Annotated in this window: 12 protein-coding genes and 4 pseudogenes; 11 read left to right on the plus strand and 5 right to left on the minus strand. The window is 59.1% G+C overall.

The window, feature by feature from the left end; translation table 11 throughout:
- Positions 1-73: 73 nt before the first annotated feature.
- The 4 genes and pseudogenes from J8I87_RS23605 to J8I87_RS23625 all read left to right on the plus strand — a co-directional run bounded on the left by J8I87_RS23605 (position 74) and on the right by J8I87_RS23625 (position 7,732).
- Positions 74-3,124: an FAD-binding and (Fe-S)-binding domain-containing protein gene (locus J8I87_RS23605; RefSeq protein WP_209934377.1), complete on the plus strand. Its 3,051-nt coding sequence runs from the start codon at positions 74-76 to the stop codon at positions 3,122-3,124.
- A gap of 75 nt (positions 3,125-3,199) precedes the next feature.
- The gene (locus tag J8I87_RS23610) at positions 3,200-4,504 is read left to right on the plus strand and encodes an MFS transporter (protein ID WP_209934378.1); all 1,305 of its coding nucleotides are present in this window, start codon (positions 3,200-3,202) and stop codon (positions 4,502-4,504) included.
- 76 nt (positions 4,505-4,580) lie between these two features.
- Positions 4,581-6,025 (plus strand): annotated as a pseudogene (locus J8I87_RS23615) (aldehyde dehydrogenase family protein).
- A 666-nt stretch (positions 6,026-6,691) separates the two neighbouring features.
- Positions 6,692-7,732: a transposase gene (locus tag J8I87_RS23625; RefSeq protein ID WP_209934379.1), complete on the plus strand. Its 1,041-nt coding sequence runs from the start codon at positions 6,692-6,694 to the stop codon at positions 7,730-7,732.
- A gap of 581 nt (positions 7,733-8,313) precedes the next feature.
- On the opposite strand, the pseudogene J8I87_RS23630 reads toward J8I87_RS23625, so the two are convergent.
- Positions 8,314-9,022 (minus strand): annotated as a pseudogene (locus tag J8I87_RS23630) (transposase); the annotation flags it as partial.
- Positions 9,023-9,026: 4 nt separating this feature from the next.
- Between J8I87_RS23630 and J8I87_RS44875 the strand changes: the two are divergent.
- A pseudogene (locus J8I87_RS44875) lies at positions 9,027-9,239 on the plus strand (integrase); the annotation flags it as partial.
- Between the two features lie 278 nt (positions 9,240-9,517).
- On the opposite strand, the gene J8I87_RS23635 reads toward J8I87_RS44875, so the two are convergent.
- Together J8I87_RS23635 and J8I87_RS23640 are read right to left on the minus strand one after the other, a co-directional pair.
- Complete coding sequence (locus tag J8I87_RS23635) at positions 9,518-9,952, minus strand: YybH family protein (RefSeq protein WP_209934380.1); 435 nt, start codon at positions 9,950-9,952, stop codon at positions 9,518-9,520.
- A 566-nt stretch (positions 9,953-10,518) separates the two neighbouring features.
- Positions 10,519-10,830 carry a DUF4148 domain-containing protein gene (locus J8I87_RS23640; RefSeq protein WP_209934382.1) on the minus strand — a complete coding sequence of 104 codons (312 nt, stop codon included), beginning with the start codon at positions 10,828-10,830 and terminating at the stop codon, positions 10,519-10,521.
- Positions 10,831-11,146: 316 nt separating this feature from the next.
- Between J8I87_RS23640 and J8I87_RS23645 the strand changes: the two genes are divergently transcribed.
- Positions 11,147-11,851: a hypothetical protein gene (locus J8I87_RS23645; protein ID WP_209934383.1), complete on the plus strand. Its 705-nt coding sequence runs from the start codon at positions 11,147-11,149 to the stop codon at positions 11,849-11,851.
- A 919-nt stretch (positions 11,852-12,770) separates the two neighbouring features.
- On the opposite strand, the gene J8I87_RS23650 is transcribed toward J8I87_RS23645, so the two are convergent.
- Positions 12,771-14,201 carry a TetR/AcrR family transcriptional regulator gene (locus tag J8I87_RS23650; RefSeq protein WP_209934384.1) on the minus strand — a complete coding sequence of 477 codons (1,431 nt, stop codon included), beginning with the start codon at positions 14,199-14,201 and terminating at the stop codon, positions 12,771-12,773.
- A gap of 311 nt (positions 14,202-14,512) precedes the next feature.
- Entirely contained in the window at positions 14,513-14,878 is a 366-nt protein-coding gene (locus J8I87_RS23655; protein WP_209934385.1) for a hypothetical protein, read from the minus strand.
- Here J8I87_RS23655 and J8I87_RS23660 point away from each other — a divergent pair.
- From J8I87_RS23660 to J8I87_RS23680, 5 genes and pseudogenes are all read left to right on the plus strand, one after another.
- Positions 14,877-15,035 carry a hypothetical protein gene (locus tag J8I87_RS23660; RefSeq protein ID WP_313065597.1) on the plus strand — a complete coding sequence of 53 codons (159 nt, stop codon included), beginning with the start codon at positions 14,877-14,879 and terminating at the stop codon, positions 15,033-15,035. The genes J8I87_RS23655 and J8I87_RS23660 overlap by 2 nt on opposite strands.
- A 182-nt stretch (positions 15,036-15,217) precedes the next feature.
- Positions 15,218-16,050: pseudogene (locus J8I87_RS23665) on the plus strand (phytanoyl-CoA dioxygenase family protein).
- 14 nt (positions 16,051-16,064) lie between these two features.
- On the plus strand, positions 16,065-16,478 hold the full coding sequence (locus tag J8I87_RS23670) for a RidA family protein (protein ID WP_209934387.1): 414 nt from the start codon (positions 16,065-16,067) through the stop codon (positions 16,476-16,478).
- 75 nt (positions 16,479-16,553) lie between these two features.
- The gene (locus tag J8I87_RS23675) at positions 16,554-17,918 is read left to right on the plus strand and encodes a DUF1329 domain-containing protein (protein WP_209934389.1); all 1,365 of its coding nucleotides are present in this window, start codon (positions 16,554-16,556) and stop codon (positions 17,916-17,918) included.
- Between the two features lie 76 nt (positions 17,919-17,994).
- A complete protein-coding gene (locus J8I87_RS23680; RefSeq protein WP_209934390.1) occupies positions 17,995-19,824 on the plus strand; it encodes a DUF1302 domain-containing protein in 1,830 nt (609 codons plus the stop codon).
- Positions 19,825-19,880: the final 56 nt, after the last annotated feature.

The raw sequence follows: 19,880 nt of genomic DNA on the forward strand, positions 1-19,880 counted from the left end.
CTTCTTCTGATGGACGCAGGCGAAGCAAACGTACGCAGAGTGCCGCCCAAGGACGCATTAAAGGTAAAGCGACATGAAGGTCATAAAGCTAAAACTAGAAGAAGCACGAGACACTACCTCTGAAGCAGCGTTTCTCGAAGCTTTGCGAGTTGCCGGATTGGAAGGCGAAATTGACGTTAGCCACGCGACTCGCACGGTACTCGCAACGGACAACTCGATCTATCAGCGCAAACCGACGGCTGCGATCTTCCCTCGCAACGCCGACGACGTTGAGCGCATCGCGCGGCTGCTCGCCGAGGAGCGATTTCGAAGCATCGTGGTATCGCCCCGAGGCGGTGGAACCGGGACCAACGGTCAGTCATTGACCGACGGTATTGTCGTCGACCTGTCCCGCCACATGAACCGCATCATTGAGATCGATCCGATCAAGCGCACGGCAAGGGTTCAGGCAGGCGTCGTCAAGGATCAATTGAATGCGGCTCTCAAACCGCACGGATTATTCTTTGCTCCGGAACTGTCGACGTCGAATCGCGCCACGATTGGTGGAATGATCAGCACGGACGCCAGCGGACAAGGCAGCTGTACCTACGGAAAAACGCGCGACCATGTCATCGCTCTGAAGAGCGTATTGCTTGGAGGCGTTCCGCTCGTCTCCGAACCGGTCGACGATGCAGCACTGGATCAACTTTGCGCACGGACGGATATTGTCGGACGGGCCTACAAAATTGCCCGCGAAGTTTCCGACAGCCGGGCTGAGCTCATACGGGACACTTTCCCGCCGCTTAATCGCTGCTTGACGGGCTACGATCTCGCGCATCTTCGCGAGCATGACGGAAGGCTGAACCTGAATAGCCTCATCTGCGGCGGGGAGGGTACGCTCGGCTTCGTTGTAGAAGCAACATTGAACGTGCTGTCGATACCGCTTCATTCAGCGCTGGTGAATATCCAGTATGAGGGATTCATGGATGCGCTAAGGGATGCGCGTGCACTGATGGAGCATCGACCGCTGTCGATCGAGACGGTGGATTCCACGGTACTTTCGCTGGCCCGGGATGACATTGTCTGGAGTTCGATATCCGAGTTTTTTCCGGACCATAACGAGGAAGCAAGCGCTCAGGGTATCAACCTTATTGAATTCAGCGCCGATGATCTCGGTCAGCTTCAGACTCGCATCGCTGAATTTGTTAAGCACATTTGCACGGAGCAAAGCGTTCGCCGTCTGGGTCACACGATCGCCTGGGGAGATGCGGCGGTCAGCCGTCTCTATGCGATGCGAAAGCGCGCAGTCGGCCTGCTTGGCAACGTACGCGGAAGAAGGCGGCCGCAACCGTTTGTCGAGGACACGGCTGTTCCTCCGGAGCAGCTTGCGGAGTACATCGCAGAGTTTCGCGCGTTGCTCGATTCCTATGGTTTGAAGTATGGGATGTTCGGGCATGTCGACGCTGGCGTGCTGCACGTGCGTCCTGCGCTCGATCTGAGGGACCCCGGTGATGCTGCCTTGATCAGGCCCATCTCGGATGCCGTTTCGGCGCTCACGATGAAATACGGAGGACTTCTTTGGGGAGAGCACGGGAAGGGCTTGCGTTCGGAATATGCACCGACCTTCTTTGGGCGCCTTTACCCGTCCTTGCAGCAAATCAAGGCAGCGTTTGATCCGTATAACCAGCTCAATCCGGGCAAGATCGCCGTACCGGCAGGCGTGGATGGCACGCTTCTCAAGATCGATTCCGCCACTTTCTCGGGTGAACTCAATCGTGAGATCAGCCAAGCTGTGTGGGAAGCGAACAGTGACGCCGTCCAATGTAACGGCAATGGCGCTTGCTTCAATTTCGATCCGGACGATTCGATGTGTCCTTCATGGAAAGCGACACGTCAACGCATTCATTCTCCGAAAGGCCGTGCGTCGTTGATGCGTGAGTGGTTACGTCTGCAGGTGGCCGCAGGTACCGATCTGATCGCTCGGCCGCGTGCGAAACGCTTGCCCGTACGGTTCATCAATTCGTTGCGTCGAGGGCGAAACAAGGATGACTTCTCGCACGAAGTATATGAGGCGATGAGCGGCTGCCTCGCTTGCAAGTCTTGCGTCGCTCAATGTCCTGTCAAGGTGAACGTGCCGGAGTTCCGATCGCGATTTCTGGAGCATTACCACACACGATATCTTCGCCCGGCTCGCGACTACATGATCGCTTCTCTCGAACACACGATTCCGCGACTGGTCTCTGTGCCAGGGGGGCGACAGCTTTACAACCGCGTTGTGGAAAATCGGTTTGCACGACTTTTGCTTAAGCATATTGTTGGGGTAGTCGATACACCCAGTATCGCGCAGAGCGAAGCCGGGAAATCGAACCGATGCGCTATCGCGACGCCTGAGATTCTAATGCGGATGAATGCAAGCGAACGGAGCCGCTGCGTGGTTTTTGTTCGCGACACCTTCACGAGCTTCTTCAATGGCGACGTGGAGACTGCTTTTGTCGCGCTTGCGGAGTCTTTGGGATTTCGTGTGTTTTTCGCACCCTTTCATCCGAATGGGAAGCCTCTTCACGTTCTGGGCTTTCTGACGCGGTTCGCGCGGGCCGCGCAAAAGAACGCGCAGGCGCTGATCGATATTGCAAACACAGGTGTCACGCTGGTTGGCGTCGATCCGGCCATGACGCTGACGTATCGCCAGGAATATTCCAAAGTACTCGGGGGCGAAAACGTCCCGAATGTGTTGTTGCCACAAGAGTGGCTCGCGACTGCGACCAGCGCGTCGCGCGCGCCCAAAGATGCACGCGGGTCGTTCACGTTACTAGCTCATTGCACCGAGAAGACGAATGCCGCGCAAGCTACAGCACTCTGGAAAACGGTCTTTGCCGCAGCAGGTCTGGACTTGGCGATGCCTTCGACGGGCTGTTGCGGAATGTCCGGCACTTACGGTCATGAAGCGAGGAACGTGACCACATCGAGCGACATTTTCGCGCTGTCGTGGGCGTACCAGATTCCTGCGTCCGCTCAACCGCTCGTGAGCGAGGAAGGTCCGGAGGTCCTGGCAACAGGCTATTCCTGCCGCTGTCAGGTCAAGCGTCTGCGAGGCAAGACGCTTCGTCATCCCGTGCAGGTGCTCGCGGAAATCTACCGCCGATAGTCATTAAATTCAACTGTCGACGCAGCGCTGTTCGCCGTGCAGACAAAGTTATTATGATGATATAAGGAGACCGATGTGATGGAGAAGTCGAAGAAGTTAAAGCGCATACAGGTGGTATCGATAGCGCTTCTGACGCTGGCCGGGATCGTCAACTACCTCGACCGCAGCACGTTGTCTATCGCAAACCATTCCGTCAGCGGTGAACTCGGGTTGTCGGCATCTCAGATGGGGATACTGCTGTCTGCCTTTTCGTTCGCCTACGCCTTTGCGCAACTGCCGGTTGGCGTGCTACTGGACAAGTTCGGATCGCGAGTGATGCTTGGACTTGGAATGTTCGTCTGGTCCGCCGCTCAGCTTAGTGGAGGGCTTATAACGAGTCTTCATCAGTTCATCATTGCGCGCATCGCGCTTGGAGTAGGTGAATCGCCAAACTTTCCCGCTGGCGCGAAGGTCGTCAGCGAGTGGTTCGGAATTCGCGAGCGGGGTCGGCCTACGGGCATCTTCATAACTTCGTCGACGATTGGGCCGGCTCTCGCGCCCCCGATCTTGACCGTAATGATGCTGTCGTTCGGTTGGCGGCAAATGTTCATGATCATGGGCGGCTTCGGAATTGCGGTGTCGATTGGCTGGTACTTGATCTATCGCGACCGAAGAAGCGTAAAGCTTTCAGATGAAGAAGCTGCGTATCTGAACGAAGGTGCAAGTGATACCAAGGTCGAGCGAAAGATGACCATGTCGGAATGGCGCGGTCTGTTTCTGACGCGTAGCACCTGGGGCATGATTCTTGGCAATGCGGGCATCATCTATATGCTGTGGCTCTATCTGACGTGGCTGCCTGCGTATCTCGAGCGCGAGCGTCATTTGTCGCTCTCAAGCACCGGATGGTTGGTGTCGATCCCGTATCTCTTCGGCACGATTGGCATGCTGTCGAGCGGCTTCGTTGCCGATGCGTTGCAGGCCCGCGGTATCGCGCCGATTCGAAGCCGAAAATGGCCGATCTGTGTTGGTCTGATTGGCGGGGCCGCATTCACGGTGCCCGCTGCGTTCACCCCGAATCTGACGCTTGCGATCTTCTATCTCAGCGTAGTGATGTTCTTTGTCCAAATGGCGTGCGGCGCGAGCTGGGCGCTTGTGTCCGTGGCTGCGCCCCGGCACATGGCGGCATCCCTCGCGAGTATTCAGAACTTCGGCGGTTATTTCGGCGGCTCGTTTGCGCCTTTTGTTACCGGTGTCGTCGTTGATCGGACGCATTCGTTTGTCGACGCCTTCCTCATCAGCGCCGGTATCGCGCTTCTTGCTGCGCTCGTCTACGCACTGGTCGTTGGGAAACGCGTCGACGAACCGGAGGTCGTCGTGTCGACACCGCCACTCGCGACGTAACCGGTCTGCACAGGGCGGCATAACCGTTCAAAGACATCCGATACACGGAAAGACTTCTTTTATTTGGCGAAGTTAAATGAATCAGTATAGAAACCTGATCAACGGTGAATGGGTGGCCGGCGATCACTGGCGACCCAATGTGAGCCCTCTTCGGACAGCAACGATGTAATCGGTGAGTACGCCGATGCCGATGCGCCGCAGACCGAAATCGCAGCCGCTGCGGCACGTGAGGCCTTTCGTTCATGGTCGAAGAGTGGTCCACAGGAACGCTTTGACTTATTAGACCGGACGGCCTTGATCATCTTGTCTAGGAAGGCGGAGCTGGCGAGACTGCTATCGCGAGAAGAGGGTAAGACGCTTTCGGAAGCAGCCGCCGAAGTGCAGCGAGCGGGGCAGATCTTCAAGTTCTTCGCCGGAGAAGCGTTGCGAACCGATGGTGAATTGCTTCCATCGATTAGATCAGGTCTGACGGTCGAGGTCACGCGTGAACCGATAGGCGTAGTCGGTCTCATCACGCCGTGGAACTTTCCGATTGCAATACCGGCCTGGAAGATTGCACCGGCGCTTGCGTATGGGAATTGTGTCGTGATCAAGCCAGCAGAATTGGTGCCGGGATGTGCTTGGGAACTCGTGAAGATCCTGTTTGACGCCGGGGCTCCGCCGGGTGTCGTCAACCTGTTGATGGGCCCCGGTGCGGCGGTGGGCGAAGCGCTGGTGATGTCATCCAACGTCGACGCAATCAGCTTCACGGGCTCGGCGATGACGGGTCAAGCCGTCGCCGCGAAATGCGTGTCGAGCGGAAAAAAGGTGCAGCTTGAAATGGGAGGTAAGAACCCGATGGTCGTGGTCGACGACGCCGATATGGACGTTGCTGTCGAAGCCTGCATCAACGGATCTTTCTATTCGACTGGACAACGCTGCACTGCATCGAGTCGTCTGATCGTCAGTAGCGGCATTCACGACTCATTCGTCGAAGCAATGCATGCACGCATGAGAGTGCTGAAGGTAGGCAACCCGCTGGATTCGCAAACGCAGATAGGACCGGTCGTCGATGCGAGGCAGCTTGCGCAGGACGAGCGATATATTCAACTCGCAGGGCGTGAAGGCGGAAGCGTGTTCGGCGGTGCTCGTGTAGATGCCGACACGGAAGGATTTTTTCTCGCGCCTGCATTGGTGACCGGTACGCACCCATCCATGACGATTAATCAGGAAGAGGTGTTCGGCCCGGTTGCGTCGGTCATTCAGGTCAATGATTATGACGAGGCGCTTGCAGTAGCCAACGATACGCGCTTTGGATTGTCCGCGGGAATTTGCACGACGTCGCTCAAGTACGCAAGCCATTTCAAGCGAAACGTCGAGGCCGGCATGGTGATGATCAACACGCCGACGGCCGGGGTCGACTACCATGTGCCGTTCGGCGGTCGCAAAAAGTCCAGCTACGGAGCGAGAGAGCAGGGCAGCTATGCGCGAGAGTTCTTCACGACGGTGAAAACCGCTTACATCGCGGCGGGTATCGTGTGACCTAGGATCCCTCGCCCCATTGTATGAGGTGCACTAGTTAATGCGAACAGCCGAGGATCCTCAAAGTTAAAACGTTCGGATCATTGGCGAGTATTGCGGTGTGAAAAAGAATGGCCTCGGTCTTCCGCAGCACTTGGAAGGCCGGTTCAACAGTCGGAGCGACGCGACCAGTCTTTCGACGCCCGGATCTTATGCGTGTCGATCGATGCGCCTAGCAGGAAGGAAGATGATCCAGGTTCCTCTACCTCATAATGTGCCAGCGGCACGTTCGTTTTACCGACCATCACTGATATTGATTCTCTCGATGGCTTGAAGCGTGAGATGTGTGGAACGATTCTCCAAGTGTTCCGATGCGAGCGAACCGAGTTCGACGCGGTGATGCAGTCGATAAACGCGACAGGCTACGGTCTAGCGCTCGGTGTGGGCACCCGCATTGACGAGACCATTGGCTTCGTCGTCGACAACGCTAACGTTAGAGACGTGTATGCCAGTAGAAACATAGTTGGCGCGGTTCTTCTCAACTAAACCTGGACGTGAACGTATGACCGTAGTGACCCAAGAATGGACGGAGAAGACAGCGGCTGTCGAACGGCAGATTCGGGTCGAGCTTGTGTGAAAGCACACTGATCACCTAATCTGGATTAACTCATTCAGCATGGGTGACGGATGAAGCGATTCATAGAAGGTGAAGATCGCAAGCAGGTGACACTGCTTCCGGAGTGCCTGGATGACTTCGTCGCAGAGGACAACCCGGTCAGGATTATCGAGGCGTTTGTTGAAGAGCTTGACTTTGCATCACTAGGCTTCGATGGCGCGATGCCGTCGACTTCCGGTCGACCGTCCTATCATCCGGGCGTGCTGCTGAAGATCTATATCTATGGTTACCTGAACCGGGTCCAGTCAAGCCGCCGTCTGGAACGTGAGTGCCAGCGCAACGTTGAATTGATGTGGCTTACGGGACGTTGGACGCCGGATTTCAAGACCATAGCTGACTTCCGTCGTGACAACGGCACTGGCATTCGTAACGTGTGTCGCCGTTTCGTGATGCTGTTCCGTGATCTGAAACTGTTCTCGCAAGCACTGGTCGCCATTGACGGCAGCAAGTTCAAGGCGGTCAATACACGCGATCGCAACTTCACCGAAGGTAAGGTTGATAAGCGCCAGAAGCAGATCGAGGAGAGTATCCAGCGGTATCTGAATGCGCTGGAGACCGCAGATCGTACGCAACCCGCAGACCTGGAAGCAAAGACGACCCGGCTGAAGGACAAGATCGAGCGCCTGCGCGAACAGACGCGGGACGACGAATACCAATGCCCAGCTGGAGAACGGGCAATTTACACCAGCGAAGAACACGGATTGCAGCTACACCGTTACCGGAGCAGCGCCTGTTCGCAATGCGCGATGAAGCCAAAGTGCACTCCGAGCAACCAGCGACGGATAAGTCGATGGGAGCATGAACCGGTGCTGGAGGCAGTTCAACGTCGGCTGGACAAGACACCTGATGCGATGACAGCGCGCAGACGAACCGTCGAACATGTCTTCGGAACGTTCAGGCATTGGATGGGCTACACACACTTCCTGATGCGCAGGTTACCCAACGTAGGTACCGAGATGAGTTTGAACGTACTCGCATACAACCTTGCACGGGTGCTAAGAATCCTCGGCTTCAAGAAGACGATGGAGGCAATGCGACAGGTGGGTGTGTGAGCACCCCGTAGGTCCTGAAAAAAGCCCTTGAACTCGCCCAGAAGACATCGCAGAGGCTCACTTAGTCGCCGACGCCGTGATAACCGCAAAGGCAGCCACACGCGCGGCTGAGGCAAGGTCATGCATCGCATTGGAATTCCCTCAGGTTTCCACACAGCCTGGGTCGCGTGCTGCCGGTCGCCGACTTGCGAGCTTCAGACGGTGTATGCGGATTGCATGGGACTGCACCCGTTAAGGTTTATTCGATGCCTGCCATCGGCCGCAGGAATGTGCATGCCGCCGCGCATGTCGGCAGGCGTCGAATAAACCCGATGGAGGAAACCGGGGAGTGCCCCAGTGCGGCTGGAGGCTGCGCGGTTATGGCGATTGATCGGCCGGGATGCGCAGTGGTGTCGGGTGCGACGCGGTCAGGCGGGATGCCGGACGGGCGCTGACGCCGTAGCGAAGCGGTTCCGTCGTGCAATCGCGATGTTGACGCGGACGTGCGGGATGCCTGGCGAAGTGATACGCGCAAACGTCCGCCCGTGGGTCGCGTTGCCGCAGCGCCAACATTGGACGGGGAGATCGGGGAACCGTGATGCTCATGTCTGATCCCGTCGTATTGGCGGTGCGCGGATCGGGGCGCTGCGCGCGAGGATGTCGATGACGATCAGCGGTGCGCCGCAGTGCCGGCAGATGAAGACGGGCCGGGTTTCGGTGACGTGGTCGTCCGGTGACGGACTGATCTCGGGTGCAACGTGCAGCAGTTCACGCACCCTGGCGAGACTGGCGCGGCGCACCGGGTTGGCGAGCAGCCCGTAGTGACGGATGCGATGGAAACCACCGGGCAGCACATGGAGCAGGAAGCGGCGCATGAATTCGCCGGCCTCCAGCGTCATGGTCTTGTAGAGGGTGCGTCTCTTCGCGCGGTAATCCTTCCAGCGGAACGTCACACCGCGCTCATCGAAGGCGATCAGGCGCTGGTTGCAGATGGCGACGCGGTGCGTATAGCGTGAGAGGTACTCGAGCACCGCCTTCGGTCCGGCGAACGGGCGCTTGGCGTAGACCACCCATTCGCAGGTACGTAGCGGCGCAAGCCACCGGGCAAAGGTGGCCCTGCCGGTGGGCCATTTCGAGCGCTTCGAGGAAGCGCCGGCGGAACAGGCGTGAGAGCACGCGCACCGGCAGGAAGAAGCCGGGCCGGCACGCAATCCAGCGCTCGCCGTCAGGCGACAGCCCGCCACCGGGGACGATGCCGTGCACGTGCGGGTGATGCGTGAGCGCCGAGCCCCAGGTGTGCAGGACGAGCGTGGCGGTTCATCGGTGGATTGGGTCAATCGGCCTTGACGACACGGCCTACGATACCCATACGATGCGCCGGACCAAGGCGTCTTTGATCCATCGTCGCACGAAGAACCTCAGGGCGGTTCAGTTGTTGCTCGGCCACCGGAAACTTGAAAGTACAGTGCGCTACCTCGGCATCGAGGTAGATGACGCACTTGAAATGGGCGAGCAGACGGAGGTCTAGGTCTAGGTTGTCAGGCCGGTTAGCGATTGGTCGCTGACCGGCCATCACCTGTCATTGGATTGACCGAGAGCGCGGTCACTCCAGCGGCTGCTTTGCGGCTTCAGCCGACGCGGCTTGGGCGGCGTGTGTTTCGCGCAGCGCCTACCGCCCCAATCGCCCAGCGAAGGGATCGGATGCGTCGCGTCCGCCGGCATGGCCCGTGCCGGTTGGACTGAAGTGCCACGACGCGCGATGCTAGCCGGGTTTGGCTTGCTCACCGAATCACACCTGCTCAGTCTCTAGGGTTTGAGATCGCTGGCGACGAGATTGCTGCCGTCCATCTTCATCGGAAACGAGTGATGCTCATGCACAATGCGCCAACCGGATGCACGTCGAACAAGCACGAAACTGCTGCGGAACCAGGCGTCCACCGAGCCCTGATCTTTTTTGTCGCCTCGCAGGTTCGTCAGCCCGTGAGCCACGGCCAGGTCGCCGCTCATGTGGATCACGGGGTCAGTGAAGCGACTGGTGATCGGTCCGTCCCAGGTAGCGAGCCAAGCGTCGAGGTCAGCCGGATCGCGGGCTGCCGCGCCGATCAGGCGCAGCGGCGGCTGGAGGTCAAAGCTGACGATATCCGGGTCGGTCGTCGCTACTACGGCTGCGGCGTCGCCGCGTGCAAGCGCGTCGTCCCGTTTGGTGAGGAGGTCACGAATGTCAGATTCATCGGTTGTCATGGTTTCTCCTTTCCACTCATGAGGCCGTTGCCGTACGGCCGTTGAGTTGTTGTAGGATTCGAAGGCCGAAGTGGGTCGGTCTCAGCGGTTGCATCGAGCCGGATTCGGCTAAGAAGCGTCATTCGCTCTTATCGTCGCTTAGACACACGCGTCGGTTGCATTCAGGCTGGCCATTCAATTCGCAAGTGTTTCTTGTCGATGCCCAATCAGAAGGCGTGGCAATGCGGACGGCTGCGAGGACGACGGTGGCTGACAAAGAAGCCAGGCGTCCTGATAAAGCGCCCGGCCCATCCAACACGAGTTCCGACCGTCGGGGATTTCACCGGCCAGAACCTTCACCATGCTCTGTGCACGTGAGCATCCGCGATGCCTGAACCCGGTGCAGCGTCATAAACCGGATTGGTACAACGATACAACGCAGCGGCCCCAGTTAGACCGGATCAGCCCGATGATGGGCGAAACGAAGGTGGCCCCGGGTCGTTGGCGGCACACCGCTGCGCCGCAATGCGACGCACGGTTGCTGCGCGCTAAGTCTGAGGAGGTCCGTAGTGACGCTCCGGGGCTTCTCACCCGGGCTGAAACTGCTGGCACTCCGTTTCGAACCAATGGTCGACTAGGCGCTGCGCGGCGTGTAGATCCTCTGGGAACTTTGGGTCGTCGTTCCATGGCGACGGGTTGTAGCCCGCTTTCCTCAGGGCCGAGAGCTCGCTTTGTTGTTGCGCCCTCGTCGGAGGCGCGTTGCTTCTAAGCGCGGCAAGGTCACGGCACTCTGTTGGGCTCAGATGCGGTCCGCTTTGCGGCACGCCGGCGGCGGCACATCCGATCAGCAGGAGTGCCAACGCAGCAGGCGTCGAGCAGTTTCTCGGGAAGTTTTCCATAGCGCATCTCCACGCGTCCGATTGGCGCAACGCAAGCGGTGCGATGCCGCCGGTCGCGCGCGACTCCCGCGTTTATTTTGCCTTAGTCCAGTCACCGGAAAGTGGCGCACTGTACAAAGAGAAGAAAGTCAGGCGCCAGCGCTCGAATGACCATCGCACTTCCGAAAAGAGAAATACGCCCACCGGTTGTCGAGCGTCCGAGAAGGGGGCCATTCTCGGCCGTTCGCCCACAGGCAGCCGGTCAAGCGTGGCGCACAGCGCGCGCCATTCGGCGCATCATGTAAGCGAGCGTAGCCATCTGACGAAGGAGGGTGCTATGAAACAGACCGTGACCGGCGTTTTCAAGACCCACGACGAAGCGCGCCACGCGCAGGAAAGGCTGCTCCAACGCGGATTCGCGGCGGGCGACATCGACCTGCCAGCGCACACTGAGGGCGTGCTGGCCGGCATCGAGCGTCTCGTGACGAGCTTTTTCTCGACGACGGGCGATGTGCGGCGAACTGCGGAGGCCCCGTCCGGCAACACGCCGCCGCCGGGCGAAGAGGTGCGCATCGGCGTGCATGTGAGCGACGAGGCGCGCGCCGACCTCGCGTGCGCGACGCTGCGCGAGGAACATGCGGTGCAGGTCACGCTGCGTGGCTCTCCGTGGGCGTGGCCTGCGACGGACCGCCCAATCGCGCGCGAGCATTCGGCGCTCGATGAACTGGGCCTCTCCGAATTCGCCGAGGTCATGCGCCGCCGCGGCGCGCAGAAACAGCGCGACGAGCCTGCATGGAAGGCGGCTCCCGATGCGACCACGCGCCCAGCAAGCGAGGCCGAGGCGACCGTGCTCACTTCGGCAAGCGCGCCCGGTGCAGGTGCGGTGATGGGCGCGCATCATGTGGACGTGCCCGCCGCGCCCGAGGCGACGCACCCGGCCGCGGACGTCGCGCCGCCGATGCCGGACGAGTTCCTCGAGTACGAAGAGGACACGCCCGAGCATCACAAGGACATGCCGGCGCAATCTCGCGCGCTGCACTGAGTCAAAGCGCACGGCGCCACGGGGGAATCAGGTCGATGGCTCATGCCAAACCTTCCCGACTGGCGCACTCTGGAAATGCCAACAGAAAAGCGGCCGCCACGCCTGTGGGAAGAGGCTCGGCCAGCCGGAGCCGTTCGGCCCTGACAGGTGAATCATCGACGATTTACGTGCGGGCGGTGAGTTTCACTTCCGTGCCATGCCGGCGCGAATGGGACACAATGATCCAACCCACGGGTGCCTGCACCGCAGGTGTGAAGGTGCGCATCACTCGCCAGCGTATGGTCGGAAGAATCGCCCGACACAGTGGCGCGAACATAGCAGCCGGAGTAACGCCCGGTCACCCGTGGCATTCGATCCTGCCACCAACGAGAAACGGATCGTCGGCGCACGGAGGCTCCCGAGCAGATTTGCGATAGCTGTTCGCGGCCACTTTCCGTCATTCGGCGTTGCGGCGCCCAGGAGACTCGATCGGCTGCTGGATATCGGGAACCGGACGTTCAGACCGACGGGGCATCGATGAGGGCCATTGCGACTTTATACAATTTCCGAAAAGTCTTTGACGACGTGTGCACTCACTTGATGCAATAACGGAAAGTTCGAGGCCAGCCCCATTTGTTGACGAGGCTTCTCGCTTGCGCACTGTTGCGTATGGGCCAACTCGTCCGTGAGCGTCGGCAAGTGCTTCGAGTCAGGACGCTCTCCTTTGATGGCGTCGCCGCATCGCGCTGGCCGTCCGTTGGGAACTGGAATTTGCCGCGTAGATCGTACGACGTAATCAGGGACAACGCGGTTCTCGAGGTCCAGTCGTCGCAGGAGGAGGGAGTTCATCGCCTGGTTCATTCGGTGGATCTAGGGTTGACGGCCGGTCTTTATCGGCTGGGTACGGGGCGATGAGCCAGGCCAGCCGCATAAGTGTGCCTTATGTCGGGTCCTTTGTCGCGAAGTCTCCGTGCGCGATGCGAATCGTCATGGCTCGCATCAGTTCGAACACACGAAACACCTCAGGCGCTTGCTTCTGCGCACCGAACATCAACGTCGCAGCGCCTTCCATCTGCGCGGCGATCAGTGTTGCCCGTGCGAGGCATTCGCGAGCGGTCGCAGACGCGTCTATCTCGCGCACTAGCCCGACGTAGATCGTTCGATAAGTTGAGTAGAGTCGTTTGACCAGCTCACGCGTGATATCCGAATGCTGCGCGAGCGCGAACATTTCGAACGAGAACCGGCATATCTTCGAATTCTGGGCTTCCTCGAAAGCATCCTCGACGATTTCACACAGCCGTTCGAGCGCAGGCTTTCCATTTGGCTTACCCATTTCCGCGTAGCGGTCGAGATAGGACTTCATCATCGCGTCGATTGTAGAGCGGAGCAGGTCATCACGAGTGGCGAAATAGTTTTGGAGCGCGGACGGCAAAATGCCGAGCTCCTTGGCAACCCGCACCTGCGTGAAATTCGCGTATCCCTCGGATGCCAGGAGGTTCGCGGCGGTCGAGATGATCTCATTGATTTTCACCTCCCGGCGCTTGCCCTGGATCGTTGGTCGATAGTAGGCGTCCTGTCGCGTCTTCACATTGCTCAGATTGAACAGTTCCTGCTGAAGAGGGGCGCCAGGACCTGATGTAAGGGTTTGGGCGCGATCGCCAGCGTCTTTCCGGTGATGGCTTGAGCGACAAGACGATGCGTTGTGATCCAGGGCCTGCGCGGGCGATTCGATAATCAATTTCACCGAACGCCTGGTGACGCGGACGAACTCGGCATAGTCCTTGTCGGAGTCTCCGCCGTGACGCGCGAAGATCATCATGCCGGACGCCTGAGCGATAAGGACGGATGCACGTGCCAGGCACTCTTCAATGGCGAGCGTCGGGTGAATCTCGGACAGCAAGTACGTGAAAAGCCTTCGACACTCCGTGTATGTCTCGTCGACCAGTTCCGTAGCATACGGCTCGTGCCGGGAAAACGCCCACACCTCGAACATGAACCGGGCGAGGTCGGTTTCGTGGATGTCCCGAATGATTTGATCAGCGAGCGCGGAGCAGCGCTGCGCTGCGCCGACGCCTTGCCGTCCGGCGATCGCTCTGTAGTCTTGGAGTGTCTGCTGCATATGCGCTTGCAGCGCGGCGCCTAGCAAGTCCTCCTTCGTGCGGAAGTAGTACTGCAGGTTTCCCAACGTGATTCCAACGCGACCCGCGACGCCGCGTGTCGTAAACGCTGCGTATCCATCTTCCTGAAATGTCTGTTGGGCCGCACGGATGATTTGCGTAATGCGCAGGTCGCGGTTGCGTCCCGCGGACGGTCCCGACCCGGTCCCGGATCCATTCGAGTCATCAAACGTTTCTTTCGCCTTCCTCTGCATGCTGGCTCCTCAAAAGAGGTTTCCGTTTTTCGTCTCAATTATAGGTCACACCAACGCCAATAGAAAACTTTGTAATGTTGTTGGATGAGACGTCCGCCTGCGGCTCTTACATGAACTTAATTGTTCTGGTTCAATGTAAGGTCGAAAGGACGTTGCTTCTCGCCGCTCATTTTGGGGCGGCCCTCCAGACTGAATCCTCACTTCGCTACTCAGTGTTTTCCCTCGCCATCTCGTTCTTGATTCTAGGTCATTCAACAACTATTCTTAGGTCAACAATACGTAATATATAGGTCGCACATATGCTATTGCATTTACGGTTTGAGATTCTCGGGGACCGAACGGAAGGAGCGGGAAATGAGCAGCGACGTGGTTTCTTTGCGCAGTGTGATCGATAAATGGCTGGCTCCGAGCGCAACGGCGCCGATCCGCGTGACCCGGCTGCGTTGCGCGTCAAATGGATCGATGCGGTGTGTTCGCGCGGAGCCGTTTTTATCGCCGGGGTCCCGTGCGATTTTCTTCTTTCGGCACGGCGACGGATCGTGGCGCGTTTTCCCTCCCGACTCGTATCGCCCGACGATGGGCGTCTCGCCGCGCGCCGCATGAGGGCGGTTCGGTTGGTGTTCGATCAGAAGGGGAATTGTGATGGATATCGAAAGGATTGCGAGTGATGCGGGCATGCTGGTCGTGCTCGATGGCCGGATCGGTCGCGAAGAGTACAAGAGCGTGTATGGATCGCTGCAGGCGCTTCAGCGCTTCGCCGATGGCGTTCAGAAGTTGATTGAAAGCGAAGCATGCGTGGCCCGCGCCGATCATGCATGTGAGTGTGATGTCTGACGGTCGGCGAGCGCGAACGAAACCGTTTTCCGTGAGTGAGCGATAGAGGACAGGGAATACCCTGTCTTTTTGTTTCGCTTCATATTTGTCAATATGACCTAACTTTGTCATATCTTACTAATAGGTTCGCCGCCAGACGACGGTCGCTGCCGGTGGCAAATCTACGAATCAGGAGATCACCGATGGATGGATCCACGCGCAGGGCTTTCGCCGAAGGTGGCGCTGTCCTGATCAAGGGCCTTCTCGACGAACGACAGTTGGCCCAGTGCCGGGAAGTTTTCGACTGGGGTATCGAGAATCCGGGGCCGATGGCCACGACCCTTCTCGAAGGCACCGTGCAGAAATCGCACAACGACAATGCCAATCCCTATGCGAAGGGACGGCTGGACGATCTGGTCGCCACGCTACCGCTCGGCCAGCTGTTCGCCGATCTCTGGGAATCGAAGCACGTCTGGTTTTTCGCCGAAGAACTGTTCCTCAAGTCCGGTGGCATGAGCGGGCGCTCGCCGTGGCATCAGGACACGTCGTACCTGCCTTGGGAAGGCATGCATTTCGGCAACGCATGGATCAGCTTTGAGGCTGTGCCGAAACAGAACGCGTTGGAAATCGTGAAAGGATCGCATCGTGGCACGCGTCATGACGGCACCACCTTCCAGAATGCAGACGATCCTACTGATCCTCTGCATGGCGGCGAAATCTGGCCTCGGCTGCCGAATATCGAACTCGAGCGTCGCGCCAATCCGACTGCCTACGACATCATCTCGTGGGCGACGGAGCCCGGCGACGTCTTGCTGCTGCATCCCGGCGTGCTACACGGCGGTGGGCCGGTCGATGCCGCCTTTCCTGAGCGTCACACGCTGGTCCTGCGTTTCTTCGGCGACGACTCCTTATTCAGCCCTTTGCCGGACCAGAGCGTGTCGGGTTTTACCCGGCGGGCATCCTCTTTCTCGACGAGTTGGCGTCGCTGAAAAAAGGCGATCCGTTCCGTGCACCGTGCTTCCGTCAACTCGTCTAAGGGAGATTCGCAGCATGACTGAAACCATCAAACGTCAATCGATCATTCCGCTGCCGTTCCAGCCGCTGTACGACACCTATCACTTCGCCCCGGCAACGCAAGTGGGCAACACCATCTGGGTATCGGGCCAGGTCGGGATCGACGCGCAGATGAAACCCGGCGAGGACGTGCGGGCGCAAGCCCGGCTAGCCTTCGCATCGCTGCAAGCCATACTCGAAGCGGCGGGAGCGCAGCTTGCCGATGTCGTCGAACTGACGACTTTCCATACCGATCTTCGAGGCGAGATCGAGGCCTTTTCCGCGGTGAAGGACGAGTTCTTTCCGGATCGATTCCCGTCATGGACGGCGCTCGGCGTGACGCAACTGGCGATGCCCGAACTGTGCATCGAGATTCGCGCGGTGGCTGTCGCGGGGTGCGGTGAACGCTGAGTCAATCAGTCCGCTTCATTGGAGAGCGGCTTCGACACTACGTAGTACGAAATAGGTGCATTGCGAAGGAGAGTCATGATGAGGAAGCAGACAATCGGAGCCGTCTCAGTTGTTGCGGCTGCCATTTCGCTCTTGACCGCCGTGGCCGTTGCCGACGAACTCACGCCCGTCGGCGCTGAACGGGCTGCTAGCAAGGACGGTCTGGTGCCTGCCTTCGCCGGAAGGCAGGCACCCCAGTCCGGCTGGGAGTATGGAAAGTTTCGCGGAGACTTCTGGAAGCATCGGGACGAGAAACCGCTCTATTCGATCGATGCGGCGAACGTCGAGAAGTACACCGACAAGCTGTCGCCGGGCGAGATCCAACTGATCAGGCAGCAAAAGGGCTATCGGATGGACGTGTATCCGTCACACCGCGAATGCCAGTTGCCGGACTTTGCCGAGCAGAATTCGAAAGAGAATCTCACGTCCGCGAAGCTCGCTGCGGACGGCGAGACCGTGCAGACCGCGCAGTTTCCCGGCGTCCCTTTCCCGCAACCGAAGAGCGGCGCTGAAGCAATCCGGAACTACGAGACGCGGTATCGGGGTGAAGGGATCGAATGGGCGCCAGTTGTCACCGCTATTTCTCCGCGTCCTGGCAGCACCGACTGGATCGACGCAGTCGGCCCGCAGGTGTTCTTTTTCCCATCGGGAAAGGCGGGCAAGACCACGCCTTCCGACATCGACCAGTTGAGTCTCGCAGCCTATTTCTCCGTCGATTCGCCGGCGGCGCTCGCGGGACAGGCCTTCGTGCAGCGCCAGTTCTTCGATAAAGACTCCGAGACGTACTACTACTTTCCGGGTCAACGCCGCGTGAGACGCATGCCCGCCTATACGCACGATGCGCCGCTGATCGGTTTCGAAAACCAGTATCTGATCGACGAATCGAACATGTTCAACGGGCCCATTGACCGGTTCAACTGGAAGCTGGTGGGCAAGCGGGAAATGATCGTCCCGTACAACGACTTCGGCATGTACAGCTTCAAGACGAAGCTGCACGACATTGCAACTCCGGATGGGATCGCTGCCGATCACCGTCGCTACGAGGTGCATCGTGTCTGGGTCGTCGAGGCGACGCTCAAACCGACGGCGCGCCACGTCGCATCGAAGAAAGTCTTCTATCTGGACGAAGACAGCTGGCTCGCGCTCGTCGGCGAGGACTACGACGCACAGGGCAAGCTCTGGAAAGTGCGTGAGAGCTACCCCATTCCAGTGTGGGAGTTGGGTGGCACCTGCGACAACGAGCCATTCGTGCAGTACGACCTGATCAACGGGCGCTACGTCCTGGATGCGTCATCGATTGGGCAGGGGAAAGACCTTCGCTGGTACGAGCATATCGACAATCCGCGCTTCCGGGCCGACTTCTACACGGCGGAATCGCTGCGCTCCGTGAGCGAGCGCTGACGCCTGGCTGAGCGACAAGGGGGCCGACGCACGTCGAGCGCGTGCGTCGGCAATGAGAGGGACGGTGGGGCAGACCATGACAACGAAGATCATCGACAGGTATGTTGCGGTATCGCTGGCTGTACTCGGAACGGCAGCATCGAGTGCGTATGGTTACGACTTCACAACCGGCTTCAACGATCTCACGGCATCATGGGTGACCAACCTGACCGCGGGCGCGGCGATCCGGACCAAAAATCCGAGTTGCTCGCTCACGGGCGATCCCAATTCGGCCGGTTGCGGAGCAGCGGCTAACACCAATCAATGGGGCTTCGGGGATAACGGCGACCTGAATTACCGCAAGGGACAGGCATACAGCGCCTATATCAGCGCGACGAGCGAGTTGTTGTTGAAGATGCCAAGCGAAGGTCTCAAGTTCATGATCCGCGGCACGGGCATGTACGACTTTCTCGCAAAGGACACCGCGAGAACGCCGCTGTCGAGCACTGCGTCTGCGCAGGTCGTCTACGATGCGCAGCTGCTCGATCTCTGGGCCCAAAAGGATTTCACGATTGCCGGGAATCCTGCACACGTTCGGGTCGGCAACCAGGTGATCAACTGGGGCGAGAGCATGTACGCGATGGGCGGCATCAACGCGACGAATTCTCTCGACATCCAGAAACTGCTAGTGCCGGGTTCGCAGCTCAAGCAGGCGCTGCTTCCGGCGCCGATGATCAGCTTCGCCGCCGATCTTTCGCATGGTTTTAGCACAGAGGACTACTACCAGTTTCAGTGGAACGGAAACCGCTACCCGCCCGTCGGATCGTACTGGTCGACGACGAATAGCCTCGGTCGCGGCACGCAGCCGCTCACCATCAGCACGAACAACCTCAATGTGGCGGGCCCGAGTGCGGGCACGATCGCCGGACCGAACAGCGGCAACCAGAATGTCCTCGACGGGATCAATACGGGCCTCGTCAACGGCGCCTTTGCCGGGCCGCCCTTCAACGATATCGGTCTTCCCGTGTCATGGCAATCGCCGTCGAAGTACAAGCCGCAGTTCGGCTTCAAGTTCAATTATTCGCCACGTTCGTTCGGCGCGAACTTCGCGTTCTACTACGTCAACTACACGGACAAATCGCCGGTACTTTCATCACTGGCCAACGGCACCGAACAATGGTCGTATCTTCAGAACCGCCAACTCTTCGGCGTCAGCGCGAATTTCGGGTGGGGCGACTGGGCCATCGGCACCGAACTGTCGTACCGACCGCATGACGCCGTGGCGCTGTCGAGCTGCTATGGCGCCGGGGGCCCGCTCGACCTGAACACGAATGGTGTGGCTGGCGTCAACTGTCAGCAGTGGGCCGAGATGAAGCGGTTCCAGTTCGACATCAACGGCATCCTGGCCCTGACGCGCAGCGAGTATCCGTTTCTCAAGCTGATCGGAGCGGATTCTGCGACGCTGACAGCGGAACTCACGTGGATCTACTACCCGGGTTTGAGTTCGAACGGCGTGACCCGCACGGTCGACGGGCAAGCCGTCAGGCAAGTGCCGCAGGCCGGCTATTTCCCGTGGCTGAACAACAACTCGAACCTTGGCTACCCGATCGGTATGGCACAGGGTACATCGAGTTCCGTGGGCACCACCATCGATTTCAACTGGACCTACGACGGTTCGCTGATCCACGGCTGGCAGGTGACGCCGGGCGTCACGTTCGCCACGGGACTCTACGGCTATACGCCGACGCTCACTGCGAACTACATGCAAGGCGCGAAGTCGCTAAACCTCTATGTGCTCTTCAACCAGAACCCGGCCAAGTGGCAGGCGGGCATCAATTACACGCTGTTCTGGGGCGGACACAACACCGTCGGTCAGCCGTATGCGGACCGCAATTTTGTCGGGATGTTCGTGACACGGAATTTCTGACCGTGCAGCGCCGGAAGGTGGGCTGATGCCGCGTGCTATCGAAACATTTGAAGGAA

This window comes from Paraburkholderia sp. LEh10 (assembly GCF_017814945.1).
Taxonomy (GTDB): domain Bacteria; phylum Pseudomonadota; class Gammaproteobacteria; order Burkholderiales; family Burkholderiaceae; genus Paraburkholderia.

Excerpts from the sequence above, each read along its gene's own strand:
- J8I87_RS23605 (WP_209934377.1), top strand. The coding sequence starts at position 74 with ATGAAGGTCATAAAGCTAAAACTAGAAGAAGCACGAGACACTACCTCT.
- J8I87_RS23625 (WP_209934379.1), top strand. The coding sequence starts at position 6,692 with ATGAAGCGATTCATAGAAGGTGAAGATCGCAAGCAGGTGACACTGCTT.
- J8I87_RS23635 (WP_209934380.1), bottom strand. The coding sequence starts at position 9,952 with ATGACAACCGATGAATCTGACATTCGTGACCTCCTCACCAAACGGGAC.
- J8I87_RS23640 (WP_209934382.1), bottom strand. The coding sequence starts at position 10,830 with ATGGAAAACTTCCCGAGAAACTGCTCGACGCCTGCTGCGTTGGCACTC.
- J8I87_RS23645 (WP_209934383.1), top strand. The coding sequence starts at position 11,147 with ATGAAACAGACCGTGACCGGCGTTTTCAAGACCCACGACGAAGCGCGC.
- J8I87_RS23650 (WP_209934384.1), bottom strand. The coding sequence starts at position 14,201 with ATGCAGAGGAAGGCGAAAGAAACGTTTGATGACTCGAATGGATCCGGG.
- J8I87_RS23660 (WP_313065597.1), top strand. The coding sequence starts at position 14,877 with ATGCTGGTCGTGCTCGATGGCCGGATCGGTCGCGAAGAGTACAAGAGC.
- J8I87_RS23655 (WP_209934385.1), bottom strand. The coding sequence starts at position 14,878 with ATGCCCGCATCACTCGCAATCCTTTCGATATCCATCACAATTCCCCTT.
- J8I87_RS23670 (WP_209934387.1), top strand. The coding sequence starts at position 16,065 with ATGACTGAAACCATCAAACGTCAATCGATCATTCCGCTGCCGTTCCAG.
- J8I87_RS23675 (WP_209934389.1), top strand. The coding sequence starts at position 16,554 with ATGATGAGGAAGCAGACAATCGGAGCCGTCTCAGTTGTTGCGGCTGCC.
- J8I87_RS23680 (WP_209934390.1), top strand. The coding sequence starts at position 17,995 with ATGACAACGAAGATCATCGACAGGTATGTTGCGGTATCGCTGGCTGTA.